A 22,875-nucleotide genomic window follows, 5' to 3' on the forward strand; every position below is an offset into this window, starting at 1 on the left:
TCTATGTTAGAGGATTAAATTGTACCTAGTTCGCCTTTATATGCGGATCGCGAACTATAATTAGGTTGCTTTTGGCTTGTAAAGCATTGAAGGCTAATGCTTGCCTTTTTTGAGCCATTTTAATGCTTTACCGTCAATGTATATGTCTTGATATTTCTCTCCTAGATAATCTTTCGAAGGTATAAGGGTTTCTGTGTTATCTTTAACATAATATAAATGTAAGGCGTCGAGAGGTAAGTGCTCCCACTCTTCTTGAGGAATTTGTATTAAAGGCTCATATTGATTACATCCTAATAAGTTTGTCTGCTTATATGGCTTTCCCCATAAAGTAACCTCTCCATCGAGGGCGCTTTGTCTAAGCTTCGCCATAAAAGAAAGGAGATCAAGGTTTTCAGGATCCCACCCTTTTTTTGAAACACCGTCCATAAAATCCTTGATGGGCATTCTTTTTAGGGGTTTTGGGTCATCTTTTAACCAGCTCCGTATCTTTTCTAGTACAAGTGTAGACACAACATTATTAATAATTTCTTCTCCAAGTCCAGAAAGGTCATGCATAAAAAGTATCCTTCATAAGTTAGCTTATATTTTGCATCCTAAGTCAAATTTTAAATCCATGTCAAATTTTTCTATAATTTTATTTTTATTGGGTGATAAAATATGTCTTAATTTACTGTATTTTACTATAGGGCACGAATAGTGCTTAAGAAAACGCAATGTTGATCAGTTTTTACTCTCTCAGCAAATTCAGGAAATAGGGAAAAAACTTCATATTTCTCAACGAGAGACAGGGCGACTTTTAGGGAGAGGCAAGCGCTCTTTTCAGCGCTATGAATTAGGCGAAGTGATGATTATTACAAGGGACAAAGAAGAGTGGCATGTATGTATGCCACCCTTCTACTCTCCTCAATTCTTCTTAATAGATCTATTGTCCTACCTGATGGTTATTTCTTCTTTTTATCCTTTCATGTAGAATGTCGGCGATTATTTCATTATCCAGGCATTTAGGGAAACAATTGTGTACCATTCTGAGTTGAAGTGTTGCCTTAAGAGAATCTTTATAAGCCCCTGCAAGAATCTTTACATGTTCTTGAAACCCTGGAAGATCAACCAACTGCGCATATTTACCATTCACATAATTACGCATATCTTTTTCTGCGTACTTTATAATTTCGCTAAAGAAATTATCCTTTAACCTTTTATTGATTATCATTTCTTTGAAGTGCCCGAGCATAGCCTCGTCCCCTTTTAAAGCAATCTTTAAATCAAGCTCTGCTTTTTCCAGAAGTGTTTTATTCACAAGGGTAGGACATCCTTTATACTCATAAAATAGGGCTAATTCATGTAGATCACCCGATCGATCTGCCGCCTCACTATCTCCATGGCTTTCCGAAACTTTTATTGATTCCAATATATCCGTTTCATAAAGCCACCCTTTATCTTCTTCATTTAAGGCGCTGATTTCACCTTTTGGTCCAGCTTTTTCTAAAATCCTTCTAGAGATTTCCCGATTTTCTTCAGGTCCTTTTAATTGGGAACCAATATCGTCTAAGCTAAATACTGCACCTGAGTTCATGACCATACCAACTAAACCTATTATTAGTGTCTTATATTCCATTACCTAATTTCCTAACTTGTAATTTTATTGTTCTTTCGAGGGTCCATTTCCAGCCATCAAGAATAGGAGCGTATCTGGACCCTCTATATTAAGCTCTTCACTATAACCAGTGGTAGGTCTTTTAATCTTGAAAGGATGAATCGCAGAGTATAATAAAACTTTTCCTAAAGGGATATCCTCTTTAATTCCTAATCCTTCCAGTAAGCTTTTATTTAAAAAGTCTTTATGTTCCAAAGCCTCAAATAGAAGCGGCCTACAATGGTTACAACAATCATTACGAGAGACAATATTAAGTATAGATAACTCCGGGATAACGTCCTTAGGTAGTTTAATACTATACATTATTTCACTGAAAGTAGGAGATAAGGTTTCCCCAATAGCTTTTAGTGCAGGATGCCCCATTATATAGAGTAATATAGGTTCTTCACTATGAAGCCAAAACTGGAATGCGTGCTCATTACTATGCATCAAAGATTCTTTTTCTGTTTGTAAAAATTTGTCGCTTAGAAGATCTTTAGAGGAAGCTTTAACAAAAAAGGGCGCCAATTTTTCTCGGATAGGTTTATAGTTTTCTTTCCATAAACTTTCCCAGCCAAAGTAGCTGCTAATTGAAACGCATGGATCTCGGGTAATGTGCGATATGTTCTTTTGAAGTCTTAATGCTTTTCTTTTTGCATTCATATCGGAATAGCCACTAAGAAATAATATAGGGATTGAAGCACTTGAAACTTCGTAGCAGTCTCCTATCTTATACACCAAATCAATTCTTGCCCGTATATAATTGGTTGTATCATCCGAACCTACTAGAGTTACAATTTCATTTATTTGTTTCCCCATAGCTAAGTGCCAATCTTTAATTTCCTTGGAAAGCAATATACCTTTATAAGAAAGTCTAAAGGTTTCTATGCCTCTCTTTTCATCACCTACCCAGGTCCCAATATCAGCTGATTGTTCAATGAGAGTTTCTTGAGGGGAAGTTATTGGGCTTTTCGGCTCCTCTTCCTCTGAAGCTTCTCTTTCTTCCTCACTTTCAATTCTTGGTCTTTTCGTAAGGATAGGTTCTTCTGGTTTCTTAGCTTGGCTATCTGATGGTACTACCGTTTGCTCGTGAGGCCGTTTGGAAGCAGAAGTTTCCTGTTCAGCATTTTCATTGCTTAGACTAAGACTTATTGAGAGGATAAACAGAGATAAGGCGGTTAGGCATTTATGGAGATACTTTTTAAGCATTTTAAACCTATATAATAAGAAGCCCTGCAAAGCAGACCTCCTTTTTATAAGTATGCCTTTATAATTTTCAAGAGATTAAAAGATAATTTTTTGCCCGTAGCATAAATTATAACTTTTAATAAGGGGTATGTGTTTATCATTTTGAACAAATGCTCGAACTGTTCAGGAATATAAATTCACTTAGATCGCCAGGAATTTCTTGGTTTTCAAATAAGAGAGAGTTAGATAAAGAGGATTAAGTGTCTTTTATCTGAGAAGATGAGACGGCAGGGTCTCAGTTCGTAGTTATCCACTGCGAAGCTCTTTTAACTACAAGTTTAATTAGTAAATACAAGATATGTCCTTTACCCCGCTGAACTTCCAACTTTAAGAACTTGCGTCGTCTAAATATGCGTAAGCATTGTTTCTCTCATGGCTCTCCTATTCAAAGAGAGTATTTTTTCGTTCCTCCTATGTTGAGAAAAGCCTACATGACCTATTGCTTAGTAGCTAGGTTCTTACGCAGATCTCTATTTGGACACCAAGCCATTTCTGCAAATCTGGTAAATACTTACTGATAATCCAGTCTCTCTTAAACTGATTCGCCGCTTTGATAACAAGAAGCTTGGAAGCCAACTCAATTTCTATTTCTCTAAACCAAGCTGTATAAGTTGCTGCCCCTGCCCTTTTAAGAATTAAAGTCCGGATATCTTTAACCCTACAATCTTCAGTAGAAAGCTTGATTGAATTTAAAGCATCATTGGATAAATCCAGGTTTGGCTCCAAGTCTTTAATTCCTAGCTGCTTCTCGAAAATTTTTTGAATAAAGCTAAACCTAAGAGCGCTATCTAAGGCGATCTTAAAACCGTTTCTAAATTTTCCCATAAGAAAATCACTAGAAGCAATTTTCAAGCAGTATTCTTTCCACTTCTGAAGATTGTTATCAAATTTAAACTTCAGAGCAGCGATTAGATGCTGGCATCGCTCTCGAGTAGGTTGAGCTTCAACTTGTGGAGTTATAATTTCATTCCATATAGCCACCATTTCAAGGGCAGTTGGTTTTATCGCGGGGTTTTCTTTAAGATTATCTTTTCCTAATTCATCAGAATTATTTTGATTTATTAAAATATCTTTATTTGTTTTCTTATCTATATACATTGGCTCATTTTGAGCTGATGATGGAGTCAAAATGAGCCTACCCTCTTTAATTTCTTCCGCGATGGATGATGGTACTTCAGGAATTGTTAAGGATGAAACAGGGGGAAAAAACTCTTCTATTCGATCATAATTAATCGTATACCAATTTGTGCGATTGCTCTTATAAGAAGAGAGTTTATCAACAGATAAAATACCCAATCTTTTTAGGTTACTCACTGCTCTTTTAACTGTGCTTAAGGATAATACTTTTAGATCTGCTGCCCAACTTTCGTAGGTATTAGCTATCCATTTCTTTCCCTCAAAAGATTTACCTTCAACTTTTGGATTGTTGATCCAAAAATGGATTTGTTGCAATAAAAGAGCTGAAGATTTACCGACCGCTTTTATTAGCTCGGGTTGCATTAGAAGACATTTATCCCCTATTAACAATGCTTTGGATTTAGACATGTGCATTTCCTTTATTAATATCTGCACATGCTCAAAATTAACAACACCTTGACATTAGAATATTGATATTCTAACATTGTTTTAGGAAGAAGAGCTGTTATTGAAGCTCATGTGCATAAAAACCCTCGTCTGCTAACGAGGGTTTTCCCATTTAAAACCAATTCCCTAAGTTAACGTTTAATTAATCATTATATAAATTTTTTACAAAGGTCAAGGCTAATTATTTTAGATTGATATCTATATGATATCATTTTTATACTAAATATATATATTTTATATATCAATATGGCTTAAGATTGATATTTGTAAGATACTATAATGATATCAGATTGATAGCTACAAACATTTTTCTAAGATGCGAACAATTAAGAAAATTTACTCAGTATTAGCTCACCCTTATGTCTATAATAGAAGCTATCCAAAAAAATAGCTTAATGCAGTTTAGAAAAAATAGGGGACAATAGCATTTCTGAGTAAAGCAAGGTAGCTTATTGAAGATTGATAAGAATAACAGAGGTGCCACTTTTATTTTCTACAGTAATCCTCTTATATGAGAAGGGTTGTCCTCAATCCGCTAAAAAATGAATGCTATATTCATCTACATAAAAAATTGGCCAATTAATAAAAAGAGATGTCTGGAAACCGATCACTTAATTTCCTTCCATAAGAATTGATTGTTTTCATGCGCAATTTTTCTGTCTTTACTTGCTAATATTGAGATGGTCCAAGCGTTTTATCCTAGGAATAATCCTCGCATTTTAAGGGGAGTATAATTGTTTATTTTCATACAAAGCAAAAATATTGCAAAACAATATTAATTTAACATCTTTAGTATATCTAAAATATATAATTCTGATATGTTTTTGATATCAAAATGGTTTTTCTTAGGAGGGTGATTAGAAAAAAGCAAAAATTTTCAGTATATAAAGTTATATATGAAGCTCTACTGGCTGTATAAACATTGCTTCCACTAGGAAATAAAACATCTTTTAATGAAATAGTTCAAATGATAACGTTGTGATATAAATTTGATATCACAAAGAGGTAAAAATGATAATACTGATAGGCGGAGAAAAAGGTGGCCCTGGAAAAACTACTATAGCAACTAATATTGCGGCAATACGCACTAGTATTGTTGGAGATGTACTATTAGTAGATACAGATAAACAACCAACTTCAAGTTATTGGTGCTCATTAAGAGAGGATAAAGGTATAGCCCCCAGAGTTTCTAGCATACAAAAGTATGATAAGGCTGTAAGAACAGAGATAGTGGAGCTTAGTAAGAAATATTCTGATATCATTATTGATGCAGGCGGTAGGGATTCTCCCGAACTCAGAGGAGCTTTGTTAGTTTGTGATAAAGCAATATTTCCTTTGCGCCCTTCTCAATTTGATTTATGGACCCTTGGAAGGCTAAATACTCTAGTAGAAACAGCGAAAGAAATTAATGAAAAGTTACAAGCATATGTAGTTATAAACCAGTCTTCCCCAAACCCAGCAGTGAAAGAAGCAGAAGAAATGAAGGGGTTCCTTACAGAGTTTGAAAACATAAAGGCTTTAAACTCTGTCATATGTGAAAGGATAGCTTTTAGACGTGCTGCTTTAAATGGCATGGCAGTAACAGAGTATAAGCCAGAAGATATAAAAGCTAACGAAGAAATTATGGGATTATATAAGGAGATCTATGAATGAGTAACAATTCATTTAATAAACCCCCCCTTTCTCCATCAGAGAAAGAAAAGAAGGCTGAAGCATTTATCGGATTTCTTGATACATCACCTATGCCCGTAAAAAGGCAAAGTTCTGAGCGCGTACTTGAAAAGGAAAAAACTAAATCCTTTGTTTTAAGAGTCCCTGAGTCCTTATATATGGATCTAAAAGAGATAGCTGCTTTAACAAGTATATCTATAAATTCTATCTGTCTAGAATTGCTACGTCCTTCTATTAAAAAGAAGCTGAAAGAGTTAAAAGATATAGAGTAATTGCATATATATATCATCATGATATAATCATGATATTAAAAAATTATCAATATAATATTAAATTGATGCTTTGCTGATATAAAGTAGTGTTGAAATTCTCATTTAGTTGTGGTTAACCATACTTAAAATATTAGCTAAACTTTAAAGCGCCTGCTAGTACGGCCACTAAAGCAAGCACTTTCTAGCCACTCAGCGGTAAGACCGTAGTAGGAGACCATCCCAAAGTTGGGGGTCACATTGATTTTGTTAAGTTTTCAGGTTTCGATATATAGTTGATGGGTGGGTTTTAGCTATACTCTTAATGGACTCACCTTCCGAGAGTAGACGTTTCATCAGGCTCTTTTGTTCTGAGTTGAGCTTAGAGGGACGCCCGAACTTAACACCTCTTTTTTTGGTTCTGATGGTATGGGACCAAATAGATACCACCATCCCTCATGGCACACAGGTGTTTAGATTATCTGCCGCCCTGTCAGAATTTAAACGTGAGATTATTATAGAATGTACCAATGCGGGACTGGTTGCTGCTAGGGCTCGAGGAAGGTTGGAGTCTCATAATACCTTAAAGGGTAAAATCAATATAATATATTTAGTTTAAGTAAAATTCCTTATTTACCCAACTATTACTCTCCTCTACAGCCTCTAATCCCTGTAAGTTACAGTGGCGCATTTGTATTAACTTTTCTACCGTAGGTAAATGCCTTTCTTTCCAAATAACCTTTGTAAGATTATTTGCATTTGTATGAATAGTAATATCGCTTACTCTGGAAGCAATTAAAAAAGGATTGTGGCCGCACGAGATTTTTCCTGTATATCTAATTGTACCTCCCTTTCCATCAGACAGGCGGCAATATTCCGCTGGATATATGGGTTTTCCATTTTTCGCGTATTGTAACATCTCTATAGTAGAGTAGTTTTCAATACTATAAACTTTCTCCATAAGGTCTTTTACATAACTAGCAGACTTGCGCCAATTGAGAAAAGCTACTATTTTTTTCTGCGGCCTAGCATGCTCACCCAGCCATTCGTTAACTATAATCCATGCACCTTTCAAGGTAATCATAAAATATTTCCTTTGTAGTGGTATATCTTCGAAAGTACTATATTCTACTTCCTCGAGTATCTCAAATACTGATACAGTGTCTCTCTGCTAATCTGAAACTCTTTAGCGACGTGACTTTTTTGGGGTATCAGCCCCATTCGTATAAAATGAATGATACGGTTTGAGATTAAACGAGAGTATGGCTCTGATAATATTAGGGTAGAAGCTATCTAATTTGGGCCCCTTATCCGTTCCCATTTATCTGCCTCTTTTTGGCGCTATATTATGAGAAGGTAATCATCTGATAGTAAAATATACGGTTCCGGAAAAGATCCAGACTCTAGACCGTATCATTTTACACGAATGGGGCTGATACCCCTAGTAGAGCATTTTCTCTGACATCATTTATATATAAATATTGCAGAATATAAGATAAAGAGGTCCCTCTATAAAGAGAAGAATTACAGTTTTCAGCCTAATTAAAGATCAAAACCCTAACTTTTCACCTTAATAATTCTAGAACCTCAATTGATATTACCCTAAACCAATATATATAAAGTTATGCCACGAACAGCTCTCATCTATTTAAAGATTGGGATAACAGAGTTATCCTTTACTCTTGTCCTATCTAATAGATAGGGGTTGATTTCTTTGTCGAAGATCTCACTTTTGCCATAAACTGCTCTTTGTCTTTTTCTGTCAATGTTGACCAAGCGTGATGGAAATACTCCCCATATTGTATTTTTTCAGCCAAAACTGCATTTATAGGAGGAAAGAAATAATGCACTAAACCGCCTCCAATAACGCCTCCCGCTAGAGTGGCCAAGATAATAAAGAGAATGTATAACTTTGAAAACCAAGACAATCTTCTCACAATTGTATCCATATGGTTATTAACCCGATGACCTTGCTGTTCAATTCTGTTGATCGCTTTCTCTAATTCATCCCTTGACTTTTCAAGAACTAAACGAACAGTTTCTTCAGCAGCTTGTTTAGCCATAAGCTGCGAGGACTCATGTATATTCGCTTTTAATTGCTGAGCGACTCGAGGAGAAAGTCCCTCAAATTCTTTGACGGCACCAATAAACTGGCGCGTACAGACAGACATTTGACTTGTGGAGGTGATGATGGCATCTCGTTCTTTTTCAAGTTCTTTAGTTAGACCTCTAATAACAAAAAGGGCACTAGTAAGTTCTTTAATCGGATCAGTTGATGCGGAGCTCTGGTTCATTATTATTTCCTGCTTTAACGACTTAAACTATTATCTTTGATGAGTGTTTTTTGTTGATCGTGTTCTTTGGTTAAGTTTTGAATTTCAAGCCTCAGTTCTGGGTTTCTAACGCTAAGATACCACATTGTTGTCTCGTTCTTGGAGATAATTGAAGCTTGTTCTTGTAAAGAACTCAACTCTTGGGTAGAAGCTGTTCCTTCTCTTTCACTCTGTTTGTAAGCTTGGTAAGATTCTTTAAATAAATCAATATCTTTCTCAGATTGAGAGCGATAATCCACTTTTCCTGAATCAGATTGTGCTGCGATTTCTTTAGAAAGTCCCGAGGAGGAAGACTCAGGATGTAAAAGCTGGTTTAGAACTTCCTGCCAAGATGCTTGAGGGGTTTGAGGTAGGGACGGGCGGGAGACAGCCTGGAAGAATTGATCTTTCGCTTGCTGATATTCTTGCAACGTTTTCCCGGTGGCTTGGAAGATACGCTTTTCCATATCCTGTTTCTCTAAATCGGCCAACATTTCCTTCCATGACTTGGGAGCCTCTGGGGTAGGAAGACTTATTTCTGAGTGAGGAGAGGGAGGGGCGTCTAAAGTAAGGCCCTTGTCTTGGTTAAGAGTCTTTGCACGCTGAGCCTCAGATGGATCAGTCTCCACTAGAATCGCCTCAAACTGGGGATCCTTATGCAACCAATGATTGAGGCTGCGTTTGGCCGTATAATGGATGGCTTTCAGGGTATTGGTGACTTTCTCCAAAGCTTCTCGAATAATTGAGCTCTCTTCTCGAATCAGCTTTAAAGCTTGATTGGTATCAATATAATCGAGCGAAGAGAGTTTCTCTTGCTGCTTTGAGAGTTGCTTGATTAAGATTCCTTCTGTCCAAAACTCTTGCGCACTCCCATAAATGTAGGCGTCTTCACGGTGACGTGTTAACGCCACATACGAGAGATTGCTGTGGAAATGGTTCGAGGCTAGAATAAAGCTTTTATCGTTGGTCGCCCCTTGCTGCTTATTGATATTAATAGCCCAGCCTAAATCAAAGTACGGATAAAGCTTAGAAGCAAAAGAAACGAGTTCGCCTTGTTTGCCGTCTTTACCATCTAAGCGGACTTTTAATTTGGTTGGATTAATCTCTTCAATGGTGCCGAGCATACCATTGCGCACCCCTAAGCCTTGATCATTCTTCATAAACAAAAGGCGATCACCTTTAGAAAAAGCACGTTGCTTTTGAAGTTTGCTTTGGTCGCCGAAATCATTCTCTTCCAGGCGCATAATCGTATGGGTAAAGCTTTGTTTATCGACCGCGCCATCTTGGATGCGCAATAGCCGAGCTTGCTCATTTAAAGCTTCAGTCTCCTTTAAAGTAAAAGCCATTAAGACATGGGATTTATGAGGCTCCGCTTGAATGGAGGCATGCCAATCCCGCATCAGGGTCGCTTGAGTGGCGTGCTTTGGCTGACAGATAAAGGCTTCACCGTCTCTCCTTGGGCCGTCGAGGCCCCATTGCTGGACAAGGCGCTGGACTTGATACTTTTGCAATGGTGGGTCTGTTTCAGTAACGAGAGGCGCCGCAAGTCGGTAGGGATCCGTCTTTAAGATCTGTAGAGCCGGACGGCAATCATCGATGTTTTGAGCTATGGCTTGAGCTGCTTCAACTTCAAGCCTTTTCCACTGCTCTAAGTGACCGTTTCCTCTTTCCTTTTCAACCGCATTGAGCTCAAGGCCACTGCGGAAGGTCCAGCCGACCAGCTTTTGAGAACGAACCGCTGTATTAAAGGCCTCTACAAGACCCACATAATTCTTTGCCTCTGCCAAGCGTTGAATAGAGGGCAAAGGCTCATCAACAATCTTTACGCGGTCCTGGTCGTGATACTTCTGCAAGGCCGCTTCAGTTTCACCACGGCCAAAATGCTGCGTAGCCTCTTTCATCCAGGCCTGGTTTTGACGGATGATGGTCTCAAGCTTAGCAACCCCCGTTTCTCGGGTTACTAAACGGAAAGCCGCACCGGCCTCGATCGGTTGCAGCTGGCGTCCATCACCCACTGTGACGAGCTTGACCCCCAATTTCTGGACGGCTCCTAAGAGCTCTTCAAAGCGGGAGATATCAACCATGCCTGCTTCATCTAAGATTAGAACGGACTTTTCATTAAACTGGCTGCGGCCTTGATGGTATTGCTGCAAAAACCGATGTACGGTCATCGACTTGATGCCTTCATTTTGTAAATTCTGAGCAGCTTTTCCTGTCGGTGCTAATCCATAAACCTTGTAGCCATTATCCTTCCAGATTTCTTGCGCACAGGTCAGAATGGACGACTTGCCGGTGCCGGCATACCCCACCACAGCCACCAGCTTTTTATCGTCAACAATGTGGGCCAACGCCTCTTTCTGGTCGACTGTTAAGCCCCCTTTAGCGGCATACTTTTCGTTATAAGCTTGGAGGTGCTTCTCAACACTGCTTGGAGTCACTTGAAAGCCAGGATCCTGGCTTAATTGGTGAGCGCGCTCGATTAAATTGAGCTCCTTTTTGAGCATGGTTTTCGTGGTATACACATGACCTTCTTGTGTCTCTCTTAAGAGCTTGAGTTCTGGCGAATTGCGCAGCTGGACTTCATAAGCTTGGAAGACTTCCGGATCATCCAGATAACGGGCCAGAACTTTTTGGACATCGCCCCACATGAAGGTCGATTGCGACTTATGAACGATCTTAAAAACCAGGTCCGGTTGCTTCATGATCCGGTACATATTCTTAAGCTTAATAAAGTTAAACTCTTGAGCTTTATCCGTCTGCGGTTGGCTCATGGAAAGTGAAGAAATATCCTTAAGACGGCCCTCCATTTCTTGGACGCTGCGAGAAAGTTTGGGTTGCGCTTCAATATCAATGCCGCGCTCTTCATACGAGCGATGATCAATGCGCGCTTGATGACCGTGAAGTTGCAAATGGAAGTTCGTATAAGCTGCTAATTGCTCCCGCCATTCTTCTAGCAATGTCGTTTGATTCCAGGTACGATTTTTTTCTTTTGATAACCCTTTCTCAGTAAGCTCACGTGTTAAAAGAACCGCATGACAATGGGGCTTATTCTGACCTGAATTTTTGTCATAATCATTATGAAAATTAGTCAGAACTGTAATGCCCCGTTTACAAAACTGATCCTGAATAAACTCCCGAAATAAGGCAATATTTTGCTCTGAGGTAAGCTCAGCGGGAAGAGCAAATTCGAAATCTTTATAGACCTGAGCATCAATTCTTTTTTCTGCAAATTCTGCAAGATTGGATAACTTTTGAACGCCTTTTTCACGGTCCTGGGCAATGAGCGTTTTAAGATCTTGGGCCCATTGGGGGGCGTTCTCAGGAATCATCAATTCAACATGATCAACTGCTTTGTTGCGGTAATTAAAAAGCTCACCGGTTCGCTCTTCTTGAAGCCGGGTTCCGCTTCGATAAGCGAGCGCTCCGACCGTGTTACGATCCGAGCGTCCCAGAGTTTTAATGTGAGCGTGATAAATGGCCATTAACCTTACCTACAAAGCATTGACGCTTGCGTCACAGCGACATTGCCATTATGCAATGTATAAGCGCGCCTTGCAATTTTTTATTGCTGCGGACTTATAGAAAATGTTATCCATTTTATAACCATGCTCTATTGATTAGGACTCATTAGAGGGATTGTTAAGGGAGAATCTCTTAACACCAATGCAATAAGGAATACCAATGAAAAAGATGGATCATCTCTCGAAAAAGCTCCAAGACTTACAAGCTGAACAACAGAAGCTGCAAAGAAAGATTGCAGACCATCTTTATCAAGAAACGCGGAAGATTTTAGGCGAGGACTTTTCGCCGTCACTCGCTTTAGCGTTGGTTCATCAAGGATGGAATCATTCAGAAAAATCGAAGGAGGATTGGCTTAAGCTATCGACCTCCTTTCCAGAGTCTACCGCTTAAAGTTTTAAAACTCAAATGGTATACATATCAGCGCCACTCCATCACACTTAAACAGAAAATTTATCAGATGAAAAATCGCTCTGGGTTAGCAGGATATGGGTTCCGACAAGCTCGCACTCGGACCCTCATCCAATTAGGCGGGCTTATGGAGAAAGCAGGCTTGTTTGAGACCTTAGGTATTATTCCGGGCAGCGATCTTCAAAAGGATCCGCAGATGCAAGAAATTGCCTTGGGATTGCTCGGAGCTTTTATTGGAATGAAAAGCGAGCTCCAAAAGAAAGAAGTTTCCCTGGAGCTATGGAAATTGAAGGCTCAATCCTTTTTAAATGAGGAGAGATAGCAGCAAAAATCTGATCAAGGAAATGGTTGATCGTTACACCATTTTAGCTTAGAAAGTCCTCCGGAATGCGCCAACTGAGATGAGCTAATCGATTTCTATTTCTCTATCTTTAAAGGAAAAGGAGTACTTAAATTATCTGTTTTTATATTAATAATCTATAATTAATATAAAAATATTTTTTAGTAATTTATTGAGTAAGGTAAATTTTTAAAGGAAAGGAAAGAAACAGGCACTCATTTTAAGGTAAACAGATTCTTTCTCACAAATCCAAAACCATACGCTAATAACTTAAAACCTTAAGTGCCACACGTGTGACACTTAGATAGAAATTTAACAAATGACTTTATATTTCGCTAAAAAATCTTTCCCGAATCAACGTGATGCCCTGTCTGCTCACGAGGAAGCTATTATAAAAGGAGATCAAGATTTAAAGGAGGCCCTCCGAAGTGAATTTGTTACGAAGCTTTTAGGGATCAAAGAAGACTATTGGCTCTTATGCGATTGTAACGAGCGCAAGCCTATCATTATTATCTGTAAAAAAAGCTCAGGGGTGGTCTATTTAAGGAGCCGTACAAAAACAGATCACACATCTCCGTGCCTCTTTGCACATTCGGGTCTAGAAATCAGTGAAGTTAATTCTTCAATATTTCTTCCTAAGCGACGGGTTAAGACTTTTTCTTTATATACTCAAAACGAGGTTCTCTCTGTTCCTGATGGAGAAGAGGAGACAAGAGGGCCGTCGACCTTACAAAATGTTAACCGCTTAGGGCAGATCCTTTATACACTGATCGATGATGGCGGTCTTAATGTTTTCCTTCTTGATCAAGAGCCGATCTCTTGGCGTCAACGTCTAAAAGATCAAACTGAGAAATTGATTAAAGCCTTACAGAAGAAAACCATTGCTCAGAAGATTCCTCTTGCTGATTATTTTCATTTTGTTTTAACAGAGAAATCCCTAGATTTTGCTTATGAAAAGCTTAAAGACCCCAGGCGCGTGCTTAATCACAGCTGGCCGCCGCGGTTAAAACCATTCGTGCTATTTATGACGGTCTCCCCTCGACTCACAACTCATGAGTTTTTCACAAGAACTCAAGAACCCATTAAAGTCGATTCAGAGATCCGCCTTCCTTCTAAATGGATAAACAGAGAAAAGAGTAGTCCTTATTTAGTTCTAGCCGCTCTCACTCTAGACCCTCATAATGTGCCATATTTTAGAGATGCATTTGCTCTACCGATTCTCTCAGACACCCAATGGATTCCCTTGGAAAGCTCTTATGAGCGCTCCATTTTAAAAATGATCTTAGGAGCGGTGCGAACAGTAGGGGCAGACCAATTTAAAATTGAAAAGCCTCTTTTCTGCTACTCTACTGACGCTGGCCATCCCTATCGCCCTGATTTCATCATCTATAGCAAAAGTGATAAGAAATTATTTATTGAGGTCTTAGGGAGCTCAGATAGCCTTTATCTGTACCATAAACAGTTAATGGAAAGAGTCGCCCGCGATAACTGCGATGTGTATTTATCCGTAAAAGCCTATGATCTCCAAACAGAATATGACTCTTTTAAGGAGCGGCTTCTAAATGCTTTAGTAGAAATATCTTTTTAAATTCTTTCTATAAATTAAAATTTTAAAAATAAAAAAATAATATTTATAGCTATCCAGGAAATAGTGTAGATTAACGCCATTAACTTAAATATAAGGTAATCATGGATGCAGATTATTGAAATTGATCCCCGGACCTGTACCCGTTGGAAATTTGCTGACCGCTCTGGATTTGAGTTTGGAGATATTTTTGCTCTCGCTCAAGATATCCTTAAATATGGCCAGATAGAACCTGTCATCGTCAGGAAATCTTCCCAAGAGGGATATAACTATGAAGTTATTGCCGGAAGTCGGCGGTGGAAGGCTTGTCTTGAAGCAGGTATCCCATTAAACGGAATTGTTCAGGATTTAACTGATGAACAAGCAGCTATGGTTCAAATTAAAGAGAATCAGCATCTTCCTCTCTGCGATTATTCAAAAGGCATCTATTATGCCAAGCTTTTAAAAGAGAATAAGATAACCCATACCCAATTAGCAGAGTCGATCGGCTGCTCCCGAGCTAAACTTGATAATTATCTAGCGTTTGATAAGGTTCCTTCAAGTATTTGGGAAGCTGTGGGCAATCTAACCCGCGTTTCTTCCCGATGCGCCTCGACCATTTATAGCTTAGCCAAGAAAGGGCCCGACTATACTAACGCATTAATTGAAATTGCAGAAGACATTAGAAAAGGGGCTGGCAGCAAAACGATAGAAAAGAAAGTCTGTCAGATCCTGATGAGCTTAGAGGATAGGAGTGAACCTCAAGACAGAATTTGCTTACCTTCAGGATTTCCGATTGCAAAATGGACAAGAAGAGGAATTGAATTTGAAAAAGAGATCCCTTTAAACCAAGCAGAGATCACTCAAATCCTTATCAGCTATTTCCAAAACTTGATGACGCAGGAGTGAGAAGTTATCCACAGTTCTGGGGATAACTCGTCTATTTATTAATAATTTGTTAACCTATCAAGGGCAAAAAATAAGCGTGTTCACCTCTTTGCTTAATTTTTAAGCTCTATTAAGATGAAAGATTCAAAGTATATTTTTTGTTAATAATTTTATGGCACACTAACTGCGACTAGCTAGATTCCAAGGGATAATCAAATGAATTCATTACTCTGCTGTTATTTTCCAACAAAAGTTATTTTTGTAGACGATAACTCAAGTATTTTAAAAAGCTTAGCACTCATTATCGATCATAATTTAGCTACCTACGAGTTTTTTGATAATCCTTATCAAGCGTTAGAATTTGTCAACAATTGCCAAGCTATTGATTTTTTGCCTTCAGCATTTCCTTTGCGAGAGCAAAAAAATGATGAAATTTATAAAGCAATCTTTTCTTCCCAGCGCTATGAGGAAGTATCAACAGTTATTGTTGACTATGAAATGCCCGGCATGAAAGGCTTAGAGTTTTGTGAAAAGATAGAGAATCCTTATATTCGAAAAATATTATATACGGGGGCTGCTGATGAAAAAATCGCAATAGAAGCTTTCAATACTGGTCTTATTGATGGTTATATCCGTAAACAGGATGAAAATGAGAAGCAGGCAGCTATTCTCAATAGATTTATTGCTCAAAGTCAGCTGAGATATTTTAAGGCAATCACCGACATCTCACTCGAAGTTTTAATTAAAAAGGATATTGTGTATGAGGATCATAGAGAGTCTCCTCTTTACGATCCAAGCTTCATAAAATATTTTAATGAGTTGATAGAGAAAAATAATATTACTGAATATTATCTCAATCAAAACACTGGTGGATTCGTGTTTCTAACCACTCAAGGTAAAGTCAGCGCCCTTTACACCTTGAATGATGAATTTTTTGATGATGTGCAATCAGGCTACATTGTAACACTTGAACAAGAAATCGCTAAAAATAAAGAGCTAACTTCATTAGTTAAGGAATTGGATCAAGAGCGCAAGACTATCTGCCTCCCCTTTCATGGCAATAATAAGCACCCAGGCGTCAATAAGTGGAAAGAGTATGCTTATCCTATTCATGTTGTACAAGGAAAAAAGGTCTATTATGTAGCCTATGTTCCAGAAGTAAATTATATTAATTCTTCAGAAGTTTTCTCTTTTCAAAGATACCAAAGGAAAAGATAGAAGATAAGGATGTCAATCCCCCCTCTTCAATTAATCTGACCGGTTCCTGAAATAGGCGGGCTTCTCATTTCTAGAAATCTATTCGAAGGCCTTCTACTTGACCAAGGGGAAACTTAAGATAAAGTGTGTAAACTCCCCTTCAATCGACTCACACGTAATATCTCCTCCAGATCTCTGCATGACCATTTTACAAAAAGCAAGCCCAACACCTGTACCATGATCTGTACGGCTGTAGAATTGATCAAAAATATGGGGAAGAATATTCGGAGGAATACCTTTACCCGTATCTTTAAAGTGGAGCTTATTAAACTTTTCACCTTTCTCGGTCCAAATTAAAATCTTACCTTTTCCGGCAGCTTTTAGATAATGAAGTGAGTTTTTTAGCAGATTAAAAAAGACATGCTTGAGCAAGTGAGCATTCGTCTCAACTTCAAAATTGTTAACATTTTCAAGTGAAATTAATTCTTCTTCTGCATCAGTTAAAGAGTAGGCTTTAAGAGCAGCTTCTACACAGTCTAAAATATTACATCTCTCAAGAACAATTTTTGAGGGAGCATCTTGAAGGTTCAAGAGAAGAGTATCAATAACAGTAAAAGCGCTTCTGGCCACTCTTTCTAGTTCAATAGGTACTAATTTAAGCGGCTCTAAAACCTTATCATTAACATAAGGTAGGCTTTCTTCCTTTTCTTGCATAGTTTGTTGGGTCTCTATAAGAGTGGGCAGATAATTTTTTAACCCAGTCGCCATATTAGCAACAGCCGCTAAAGGAGTTCGCATCTCGTGAGCTATTGCGGCTGCTTGCATCCTGAGAGATTGCTGCTTTTCTTTTTGAATAATTTCTTTACGGCGAGCAAATATTGCAGCGATAATCACTGCCCAAAGATAATTAGCAAAAGCTCCACCCAAATACTCCATATCTAAATGGGTTGGCCCTTCAATCAGGTAATGAATAAATGCTCCGAGCGAAACTCCTATCAATAAAGAAAAAAGGAATGTCACCCAATTTGTTATCAAGACTAACCAAACTAATCCAATAGTAATATTGGTTAGCCATGAAATAGAATCCATATTTTCCAGGAACATATAGGTCCCAAAGAAAGGAAGGCAATAAAGGACGGTTAAGTGCCAAAATAACGGTATAAACTTCTTAAGTCTGCTCGGCCATATTTCTATTAAGGAGATGCAAAGACACAGTATAAAGGCAATACCTCTAAGAAGAAAAGACCCATAGTTCCCCTTACTTAGGTATTGAGGAAGAAGATAAAAAAGAGGAAAATTGACAACCCCAAATAAGCCAAAGATTTTGATAACATTTAGAGATATTTGTGAATCAGGCAGAAAGAAAGCCTTATATAGTGCTAGGAGCGGCTTCATCTTTTCCCTCATCCTTATATACTCTTAATATATTTAATATATTATTTAAGGCATATCTCTATTAACAAATAGCTAAATCTTTCTTGCAGAAGATATAAAAGCCCATGTAACTCAAGCTATGTATAGACCGCTTACTTACAGAACTGATAAATTTCTTTTAAGATGATCCCCTTTAAAGTAATCCCTAAAATACTCTAGAGTTTCTTCCAGATTATCCGAGAACTCAAACATCATAATCATATCAGGGCTCAATCCGAAATCTGTTTCTAGTCTATCATAGATATAATTAACTCTTTTATGAATAAGATCTCGTAATACTTCATCCCACCCTGCTTTAGGAAGTTTTACTGACCTTTCGTAAGCTCCGCTCATATAATGGCGAACAGCTTCCTCTATGCTTTCTTCCTTTGTAAAACTTCTGATAAGGGGACGTTCTGGGGCAAATACATTACTTAATTCATGAGGTAACCCTAGAATTTTTCTTGCTAGGGCTTCCCCTAAGAAAGGAGACTGATGAAAACCATCCCTATAAGTTCCCGTCAAAAGCCAAAGACCTTCTATAGAGGTCTTACCTATTAGAGGAAAAGTATCAATAGTTGCCGGACGGTTTCCTACATGGAAAGTCTTTACGTCGGACTTGTGTAAATTCTGGTTTATCTGTTCTAGAGCACATTCCAGAAGAAAATGAGTAAACCCCATCTTGTGGCGTGTTTTTGGCTCTGTGTAAACATTATTTGTGGCCCCAATATAGAGATTTTTCCCTTGAGGCATAACATGCAGTCCGCAAGCTCCAGAACGATTAGGAGTGCGAATAACATGCTCAACAATATTAGAAGGATCTTGGTTAACAACTACAGCACACCCCATACCACTCAATAAACGGGGAATTCTTCTTGAAAGTTGAGGAATTGTATCGATTAATTTCTGACTGTAACTGCCCATAGCTACAACATAGTCTTTTGCTGTAATAACTTCTCCTTTATCAAGGTTCACAGAGATAATAGATGTACCTTTAAAGTTAAAAGACTCTGCACTCGCATTAATAAATGAAATTTTATGGTGTTTACTCGCTATTTCTCTCAGAGCTCTTATTAATTTTCCTGAATCTATACTTCCTTCATTAGGTAAATATAAAGATCTCAAAGGCCGACAATCTTCTAATGGAACCAAGCCCGGTATATCTTCGGGCATTACTTCTTCATAGCATTCTTTATATTCATTGAGAGCTTTAAGGATCGCATAAAAATTCTCTGAGTCTAGTATACCAGACTTCGAATTTAAAATAAGGAAAGTTCCTTCTTGGTAAGTAAGCTGACTATCAGGTTCAAGATAAGTATTTATCATCTCAATCCAACTCCTCCATTTTTTTGACGCCTGAAGAGAGAGATTAAATTTTTCTTGTCCAGCATATGATTTTAACGAGGTAGACGTTATTTCTGCAAAAGCATTTAGCATAGCTCCCGCAGCAATACTTGCTCCACCTTCTCTACTTTCAGGCCCAATAACTCCTATTTTCAATGAAGGGTCTAAAGCAGCCAATGAAAGAGCAGTAGAAAGCCCTAGTACGCCATTTCCAATAATAACGATATCATATACCATCTTACTTTACTTCTTATGATTAATTTAGTTTTTATCTAACCAGTTGGCGGATAGAAGTCACCAGCTTCTTCTTATGACATCCTATTCTAGTCTTATATAAGGATAGATAATCAAAGATTCAACACTTATGGTTGAAAATATCTACCTATGGTTGACAAAAACAGAGGAAAAAAGGTTATGCTTTTGAATCAAATTTAAGAGGTCTAAAAAGCTATTTTATTCTTCCATTTAAACTATGATTAGAAAGTGCTCGCAAATAATCATACAGCTCTCGAACAATAGTGCTGTTTTCTAAAGCCTGAGGATAGGTATAAAAGATATCTAAAGATTGGCTGAGCTGGTCATGCAGTACAGGGATAAGGGAATGAGAGCTTAGCTCGGCCACATTAACGAGAAGAGGGCCAATTCCTAAACCATCTTCAACGGCATGAGCTATGCTGAGAGGACACTCACTAATAAAGCGGTGCTGATTCTTGAGAGACCGCAATCTACAGGTGTAAGGAAATATACTATCTTGATTAAAAGAGACTAATGTATGCTCTTCAAGATCGTCAATACTCTGGGGTGAGCCTCTTTTATCAATATAGCTTTGGCTTGCATAAAGCCTAAAATCGTAAGTGGTTAAGTATAGCCCCATAAGCCTTTCTTCTTCTAGGGAGCGAGAGGAAATATTACGGATGTCAATATCTGCTTCTCCGGCTTGAAAGTCCGGAACATTCTTTAAGGTTTTAATGGTAAATGATACGTCGGGGTGAGCTTCAAGGAACGGAGTAATTGCCTTAGTAAACCAATAGCTGCTTATACACGGATGAATTGCGAGGGTAAACTCGACTTTCGTCTGGTCAGAATATCTAGCCAACCTTTGTAAGGAAAGCTCATATTGCTTTAGAATAATCTGGGTGGTTTCAAAGAAAACTTTGCCCTTATCATTTAAGGCAAGTTTTCGGCCCTTCTTAACTAGCAGACGATGCCCCACCCCTTTTTCTAGACTCTTGAGTAATTTAGAGATCGCCGGAGGCTGAACCCCGAGCTTATCAGCCGCATTAGAGATCGACCCCAGAGTAACTGTATAATAGAAAGCTAAGAGTTTATCTCTATCCATAATCGCTGGTCTTCATTCCTGCCCCCTTAAATAACTCTACCTTTTCAACCATTGGTTTACAAGCAATCGCCAACATTAAAGATAGCCGTTACTTTTATTCCGTTTAGGAAAAAATAGGAGAATTTTTATAGCTATTTTTCTTAACATTTTCTGCCCGTAAGCTTGATATCCATAAAATTAATATCTATTATCCCCTTAGTACATATTCCTAATTGGAAACTATTGTTAGGGTTAAATTGATAGATAGAGAAGAAATGATGTCAATTAAGGGTAAAACGAGTAATTATGCAGACCTTTATATTGCCCAGAAATTACGGCAACGGCGCCTTGAGCTCGGGTTAAGCCAACGTAAATTAGCGGCTTGCTTAGGAATCAGCGCGCAACAGTTATCAAAGTATGAGAATAACCTTGATCGGCTTCCTGCAGGCAGACTGGTTGAATTGAAGCATCACTTACAGGTCCCTGTGAATTTCTTTTATGAGGAAGATAACGGGGCCTTGCCTAACGGAAAAGGGATAGTGATGGCCTGCTCGACCAACAAAGACAGAGTTATCCTCAAAGTGTCTTTAGAAGAGGGAACAATCTCTCAAATTGAAGTAGTTTAAAAGGCGTTATCACCTAAAATGCATTAATTTATCTATTTCCAGAAACCCTAAGGACTAAGATCTGAAGGGAGTCTGGCCTAGGTGTTTAGAAAGGTTCAGCTATGAATGGTATTAATCGGAAAACAATTCTTAAAACCTTAGAAGGATATGTGACCTCCTGGCCAAAGCAAAAGCTCGTATTCTCTTACACTCTTGCTTATCGGGTTAATTTATCAGATTCCGTATTAGTCCTTGAGCAGATCCAAACAAGACTTGCCTTAACTCTATCTGTGCGCTTCATCAACGGCTACTTACAAATCAATAGCTTTGATCTAAAGACAGATAACCAGCTGGAGGCTAGCTGCCAAACTCTTTACGATGTTGCTTTAATTGAACTTGTCATCCAAGCCCTTGATGTCATTTATTATTGTGCTGAGCTGAGCAATAGCCCTGAGGCAACCTTGCTATTATCAAAAGAGGAAGCGGAGCACCTTTCTGGCTTTAAAGATTTCTTCAGCACTGTTTCTTCCCAAATGACGCCTACCGGAAAGCGTATAGTTTTAGAATTGCCTACTTGGGATAATTATTATCAATACTTTAAGTCTGAAACAGGCATTATATTGACGCAGATGTATCAAAAAATGTGGCGTGACCAAAAGACAGAGCCCTTGATTAAACAGTATCTGAAAGATTGGCCCTCGTTAACTCCTCTCGATTTAGAATCACCTTTAATAACTTCGCTTCAGTCGGAAAAGTTGGGAAACTTGATCAAACTTCCCCTCGTGTCAAAACAGGCTATTTAACCCCATGATAATAGACATTACGACAACATCCGTGGAAAGCGGACCATTAGATACTCATAAGGATCATTTTTTATATGTTTGTTAAAACTCCTCATTACATTGATATCCATATTGGAAAAAAGATCAAAGAGCGACGTGAAGCTTTAAACTTTAAGCAGAAGCAATTAGCAGAACGCCTCAATATAACGAGCCAACAGCTTTCAAAATATGAGCTGGGACTGGATCGGATGCCCGTTAGCCATTTATATAGCCTTGCTAAAATCTTAGCGGTAACTCCTAATTTCTTTTTTGATGGAATAGAAGGAGTGTCCTTAGCCTTGGAAGAAGATAGCATTCGGCTTTCTTGGGAAAGCTTAAAAGGAGAGAGAATTGAATTGGTTATGGGCCAACTGCAAGGAACAGTTCTCGATATTAAGGTTATACCGGAGGAGAATAACGGATGAGATAGAGCTTTCTCCGTTTTTATTCTTTTAACTATGTATTCAAGAGTGATCCTCTTGTTTTTCAAATTTTGAGCCCTTTGTAATGTCGGCCTACTTTTATAAATAGCCGCTTTACAACCGAGCCCTTGTCTCTCAGATGGGAATTCGACCGCCTTATCTGAGAGACTCGGGAGTTCTTCACCTAACACAAAGAAAGGACGTAAAATGAAGAGACTCATCGTGAGCTTATTACTAGCTACACCCTTCAGTCAAGGCCAAGCCCTTGATACCCCTCCAGCATGGAAAGGATCCAACGTTTGGTCTCTAGAAAGACTCAAGCGAGAGAATCCTATCT

At 38.3% G+C, this 22,875-nt stretch carries 23 protein-coding genes; 11 read left to right on the plus strand and 12 right to left on the minus strand.

The window, feature by feature from the left end:
* Window positions 1-93: 93 nt before the first annotated feature.
* From HMO_RS0112505 to HMO_RS15910, 4 genes are all read right to left on the minus strand, one after another.
* Window positions 94-555 carry a hypothetical protein gene (locus tag HMO_RS0112505; RefSeq protein ID WP_010304102.1) on the minus strand — a complete coding sequence of 154 codons (462 nt, stop codon included), beginning with the start codon at window positions 553-555 and terminating at the stop codon, window positions 94-96.
* Between the two features lie 367 nt (window positions 556-922).
* Entirely contained in the window at window positions 923-1,615 is a 693-nt protein-coding gene (locus HMO_RS0112510) for a hypothetical protein (protein ID WP_010304103.1), read from the minus strand.
* A 24-nt stretch (window positions 1,616-1,639) separates the two neighbouring features.
* Entirely contained in the window at window positions 1,640-2,842 is a 1,203-nt protein-coding gene (locus HMO_RS0112515) for a hypothetical protein (protein WP_245528684.1), read from the minus strand.
* Window positions 2,843-3,331: 489 nt separating this feature from the next.
* Window positions 3,332-4,426, minus strand: coding sequence for a DnaA N-terminal domain-containing protein (locus HMO_RS15910; RefSeq protein ID WP_010304105.1), 1,095 nt, complete (start codon window positions 4,424-4,426; stop codon window positions 3,332-3,334).
* Window positions 4,427-5,476: 1,050 nt separating this feature from the next.
* Between HMO_RS15910 and HMO_RS0112525 the strand changes: the two genes are divergently transcribed.
* The gene (locus HMO_RS0112525) at window positions 5,477-6,118 is read left to right on the plus strand and encodes a nucleotide-binding protein (RefSeq protein WP_010304106.1); all 642 of its coding nucleotides are present in this window, start codon (window positions 5,477-5,479) and stop codon (window positions 6,116-6,118) included.
* On the plus strand, window positions 6,115-6,408 hold the full coding sequence (locus HMO_RS0112530) for a hypothetical protein (RefSeq protein WP_010304107.1): 294 nt from the start codon (window positions 6,115-6,117) through the stop codon (window positions 6,406-6,408). The genes HMO_RS0112525 and HMO_RS0112530 overlap by 4 nt, the downstream gene beginning before the upstream one ends.
* Window positions 6,409-6,654: 246 nt before the next feature.
* Here HMO_RS0112530 and HMO_RS17595 read toward each other — a convergent pair whose 3' ends face one another.
* Window positions 6,655-6,837: a helix-turn-helix domain-containing protein gene (locus HMO_RS17595; protein ID WP_280956267.1), complete on the minus strand. Its 183-nt coding sequence runs from the start codon at window positions 6,835-6,837 to the stop codon at window positions 6,655-6,657.
* Between HMO_RS17595 and HMO_RS17435 the strand changes: the two genes are divergently transcribed.
* A complete protein-coding gene (locus HMO_RS17435) occupies window positions 6,809-7,003 on the plus strand; it encodes a recombinase family protein (protein WP_029449120.1) in 195 nt (64 codons plus the stop codon). The two genes, HMO_RS17595 and HMO_RS17435, sit on opposite strands and share 29 nt — an antisense overlap.
* On the opposite strand, the gene HMO_RS0112540 is transcribed toward HMO_RS17435, so the two are convergent.
* From HMO_RS0112540 to HMO_RS0112550, 4 genes are all read right to left on the minus strand, one after another.
* Complete coding sequence (locus HMO_RS0112540) at window positions 6,995-7,468, minus strand: hypothetical protein (RefSeq protein ID WP_010304109.1); 474 nt, start codon at window positions 7,466-7,468, stop codon at window positions 6,995-6,997. The genes HMO_RS17435 and HMO_RS0112540 overlap by 9 nt on opposite strands.
* Window positions 7,469-7,512: 44 nt before the next feature.
* The gene (locus HMO_RS17715) at window positions 7,513-7,605 is read right to left on the minus strand and encodes a helix-turn-helix domain-containing protein (RefSeq protein ID WP_075261252.1); all 93 of its coding nucleotides are present in this window, start codon (window positions 7,603-7,605) and stop codon (window positions 7,513-7,515) included.
* A 470-nt stretch (window positions 7,606-8,075) separates the two neighbouring features.
* Window positions 8,076-8,678: a hypothetical protein gene (locus HMO_RS0112545; protein WP_010304110.1), complete on the minus strand. Its 603-nt coding sequence runs from the start codon at window positions 8,676-8,678 to the stop codon at window positions 8,076-8,078.
* A gap of 14 nt (window positions 8,679-8,692) precedes the next feature.
* Window positions 8,693-12,178, minus strand: coding sequence for an AAA family ATPase (locus HMO_RS0112550; RefSeq protein WP_010304111.1), 3,486 nt, complete (start codon window positions 12,176-12,178; stop codon window positions 8,693-8,695).
* A 199-nt stretch (window positions 12,179-12,377) separates the two neighbouring features.
* Between HMO_RS0112550 and HMO_RS0112555 the strand changes: the two genes are divergently transcribed.
* From HMO_RS0112555 to HMO_RS0112575, 5 genes are all read left to right on the plus strand, one after another.
* A complete protein-coding gene (locus HMO_RS0112555; RefSeq protein ID WP_010304112.1) occupies window positions 12,378-12,608 on the plus strand; it encodes a hypothetical protein in 231 nt (76 codons plus the stop codon).
* Between the two features lie 67 nt (window positions 12,609-12,675).
* Window positions 12,676-12,948 carry a conjugal transfer protein TraD gene (locus tag HMO_RS0112560; protein WP_010304113.1) on the plus strand — a complete coding sequence of 91 codons (273 nt, stop codon included), beginning with the start codon at window positions 12,676-12,678 and terminating at the stop codon, window positions 12,946-12,948.
* A gap of 337 nt (window positions 12,949-13,285) precedes the next feature.
* Window positions 13,286-14,554: a hypothetical protein gene (locus HMO_RS0112565; RefSeq protein ID WP_010304114.1), complete on the plus strand. Its 1,269-nt coding sequence runs from the start codon at window positions 13,286-13,288 to the stop codon at window positions 14,552-14,554.
* A gap of 105 nt (window positions 14,555-14,659) precedes the next feature.
* Window positions 14,660-15,439, plus strand: a complete 780-nt coding sequence (locus tag HMO_RS0112570; RefSeq protein ID WP_010304115.1) for a ParB/RepB/Spo0J family partition protein — start codon at window positions 14,660-14,662, stop codon at window positions 15,437-15,439.
* Window positions 15,440-15,634: 195 nt separating this feature from the next.
* Window positions 15,635-16,636 carry a response regulator gene (locus HMO_RS0112575; protein ID WP_010304116.1) on the plus strand — a complete coding sequence of 334 codons (1,002 nt, stop codon included), beginning with the start codon at window positions 15,635-15,637 and terminating at the stop codon, window positions 16,634-16,636.
* A gap of 93 nt (window positions 16,637-16,729) precedes the next feature.
* Here HMO_RS0112575 and HMO_RS0112580 read toward each other — a convergent pair whose 3' ends face one another.
* From HMO_RS0112580 to HMO_RS0112590, 3 genes are all read right to left on the minus strand, one after another.
* The gene (locus HMO_RS0112580; RefSeq protein WP_245528685.1) at window positions 16,730-17,719 is read right to left on the minus strand and encodes a sensor histidine kinase; all 990 of its coding nucleotides are present in this window, start codon (window positions 17,717-17,719) and stop codon (window positions 16,730-16,732) included.
* Between the two features lie 426 nt (window positions 17,720-18,145).
* Window positions 18,146-19,609: an NAD(P)/FAD-dependent oxidoreductase gene (locus HMO_RS0112585; protein WP_010304118.1), complete on the minus strand. Its 1,464-nt coding sequence runs from the start codon at window positions 19,607-19,609 to the stop codon at window positions 18,146-18,148.
* A gap of 211 nt (window positions 19,610-19,820) precedes the next feature.
* Window positions 19,821-20,711: a LysR family transcriptional regulator gene (locus HMO_RS0112590; protein WP_010304119.1), complete on the minus strand. Its 891-nt coding sequence runs from the start codon at window positions 20,709-20,711 to the stop codon at window positions 19,821-19,823.
* A 254-nt stretch (window positions 20,712-20,965) separates the two neighbouring features.
* Between HMO_RS0112590 and HMO_RS15015 the strand changes: the two genes are divergently transcribed.
* The 3 genes from HMO_RS15015 (at window position 20,966) to HMO_RS15915 (ending at window position 22,541) form a co-directional block, all read left to right on the plus strand.
* A complete protein-coding gene (locus tag HMO_RS15015; protein WP_083821316.1) occupies window positions 20,966-21,316 on the plus strand; it encodes a helix-turn-helix domain-containing protein in 351 nt (116 codons plus the stop codon).
* Window positions 21,317-21,417: 101 nt separating this feature from the next.
* Window positions 21,418-22,098 (plus strand): hypothetical protein, encoded by a 681-nt coding sequence (locus tag HMO_RS0112600; RefSeq protein WP_010304121.1) that lies wholly within the window; start codon window positions 21,418-21,420, stop codon window positions 22,096-22,098.
* Between the two features lie 74 nt (window positions 22,099-22,172).
* Window positions 22,173-22,541 carry a helix-turn-helix domain-containing protein gene (locus HMO_RS15915; protein WP_010304122.1) on the plus strand — a complete coding sequence of 123 codons (369 nt, stop codon included), beginning with the start codon at window positions 22,173-22,175 and terminating at the stop codon, window positions 22,539-22,541.
* Window positions 22,542-22,875 lie beyond the last annotated feature (334 nt).

The sequence above is a fragment of the Candidatus Odyssella thessalonicensis L13 genome (genome assembly GCF_000190415.1).
Taxonomy (GTDB): Bacteria; Pseudomonadota; Alphaproteobacteria; order Paracaedibacterales; family Paracaedibacteraceae; genus Paracaedibacter; species Paracaedibacter thessalonicensis.

What these genes read in the sequence shown, in the direction of transcription:
- HMO_RS15910 (WP_010304105.1), bottom strand. Translation starts at nt 4,426, where the DNA reads ATGTCTAAATCCAAAGCATTGTTAATAGGGGATAAATGTCTTCTAATG.
- HMO_RS0112525 (WP_010304106.1), top strand. Translation starts at nt 5,477, where the DNA reads ATGATAATACTGATAGGCGGAGAAAAAGGTGGCCCTGGAAAAACTACT.
- HMO_RS17435 (WP_029449120.1), top strand. Translation starts at nt 6,809, where the DNA reads ATGGTATGGGACCAAATAGATACCACCATCCCTCATGGCACACAGGTG.
- HMO_RS17715 (WP_075261252.1), bottom strand. Translation starts at nt 7,605, where the DNA reads ATGGGGCTGATACCCCAAAAAAGTCACGTCGCTAAAGAGTTTCAGATT.
- HMO_RS0112505 (WP_010304102.1), bottom strand. Translation starts at nt 555, where the DNA reads ATGCATGACCTTTCTGGACTTGGAGAAGAAATTATTAATAATGTTGTG.
- HMO_RS15015 (WP_083821316.1), top strand. Translation starts at nt 20,966, where the DNA reads ATGATGTCAATTAAGGGTAAAACGAGTAATTATGCAGACCTTTATATT.
- HMO_RS0112540 (WP_010304109.1), bottom strand. Translation starts at nt 7,468, where the DNA reads ATGATTACCTTGAAAGGTGCATGGATTATAGTTAACGAATGGCTGGGT.
- HMO_RS0112560 (WP_010304113.1), top strand. Translation starts at nt 12,676, where the DNA reads ATGAAAAATCGCTCTGGGTTAGCAGGATATGGGTTCCGACAAGCTCGC.
- HMO_RS0112545 (WP_010304110.1), bottom strand. Translation starts at nt 8,678, where the DNA reads ATGAACCAGAGCTCCGCATCAACTGATCCGATTAAAGAACTTACTAGT.
- HMO_RS0112565 (WP_010304114.1), top strand. Translation starts at nt 13,286, where the DNA reads ATGACTTTATATTTCGCTAAAAAATCTTTCCCGAATCAACGTGATGCC.
- HMO_RS0112575 (WP_010304116.1), top strand. Translation starts at nt 15,635, where the DNA reads ATGAATTCATTACTCTGCTGTTATTTTCCAACAAAAGTTATTTTTGTA.
- HMO_RS0112585 (WP_010304118.1), bottom strand. Translation starts at nt 19,609, where the DNA reads ATGGTATATGATATCGTTATTATTGGAAATGGCGTACTAGGGCTTTCT.
- HMO_RS17595 (WP_280956267.1), bottom strand. Translation starts at nt 6,837, where the DNA reads ATGGTGGTATCTATTTGGTCCCATACCATCAGAACCAAAAAAAGAGGT.
- HMO_RS0112600 (WP_010304121.1), top strand. Translation starts at nt 21,418, where the DNA reads ATGAATGGTATTAATCGGAAAACAATTCTTAAAACCTTAGAAGGATAT.
- HMO_RS0112550 (WP_010304111.1), bottom strand. Translation starts at nt 12,178, where the DNA reads ATGGCCATTTATCACGCTCACATTAAAACTCTGGGACGCTCGGATCGT.
- HMO_RS0112555 (WP_010304112.1), top strand. Translation starts at nt 12,378, where the DNA reads ATGAAAAAGATGGATCATCTCTCGAAAAAGCTCCAAGACTTACAAGCT.
- HMO_RS0112580 (WP_245528685.1), bottom strand. Translation starts at nt 17,719, where the DNA reads ATGTTCCTGGAAAATATGGATTCTATTTCATGGCTAACCAATATTACT.
- HMO_RS0112590 (WP_010304119.1), bottom strand. Translation starts at nt 20,711, where the DNA reads ATGGATAGAGATAAACTCTTAGCTTTCTATTATACAGTTACTCTGGGG.
- HMO_RS0112510 (WP_010304103.1), bottom strand. Translation starts at nt 1,615, where the DNA reads ATGGAATATAAGACACTAATAATAGGTTTAGTTGGTATGGTCATGAAC.
- HMO_RS0112570 (WP_010304115.1), top strand. Translation starts at nt 14,660, where the DNA reads ATGCAGATTATTGAAATTGATCCCCGGACCTGTACCCGTTGGAAATTT.
- HMO_RS0112530 (WP_010304107.1), top strand. Translation starts at nt 6,115, where the DNA reads ATGAGTAACAATTCATTTAATAAACCCCCCCTTTCTCCATCAGAGAAA.
- HMO_RS0112515 (WP_245528684.1), bottom strand. Translation starts at nt 2,842, where the DNA reads ATGCTTAAAAAGTATCTCCATAAATGCCTAACCGCCTTATCTCTGTTT.
- HMO_RS15915 (WP_010304122.1), top strand. Translation starts at nt 22,173, where the DNA reads ATGTTTGTTAAAACTCCTCATTACATTGATATCCATATTGGAAAAAAG.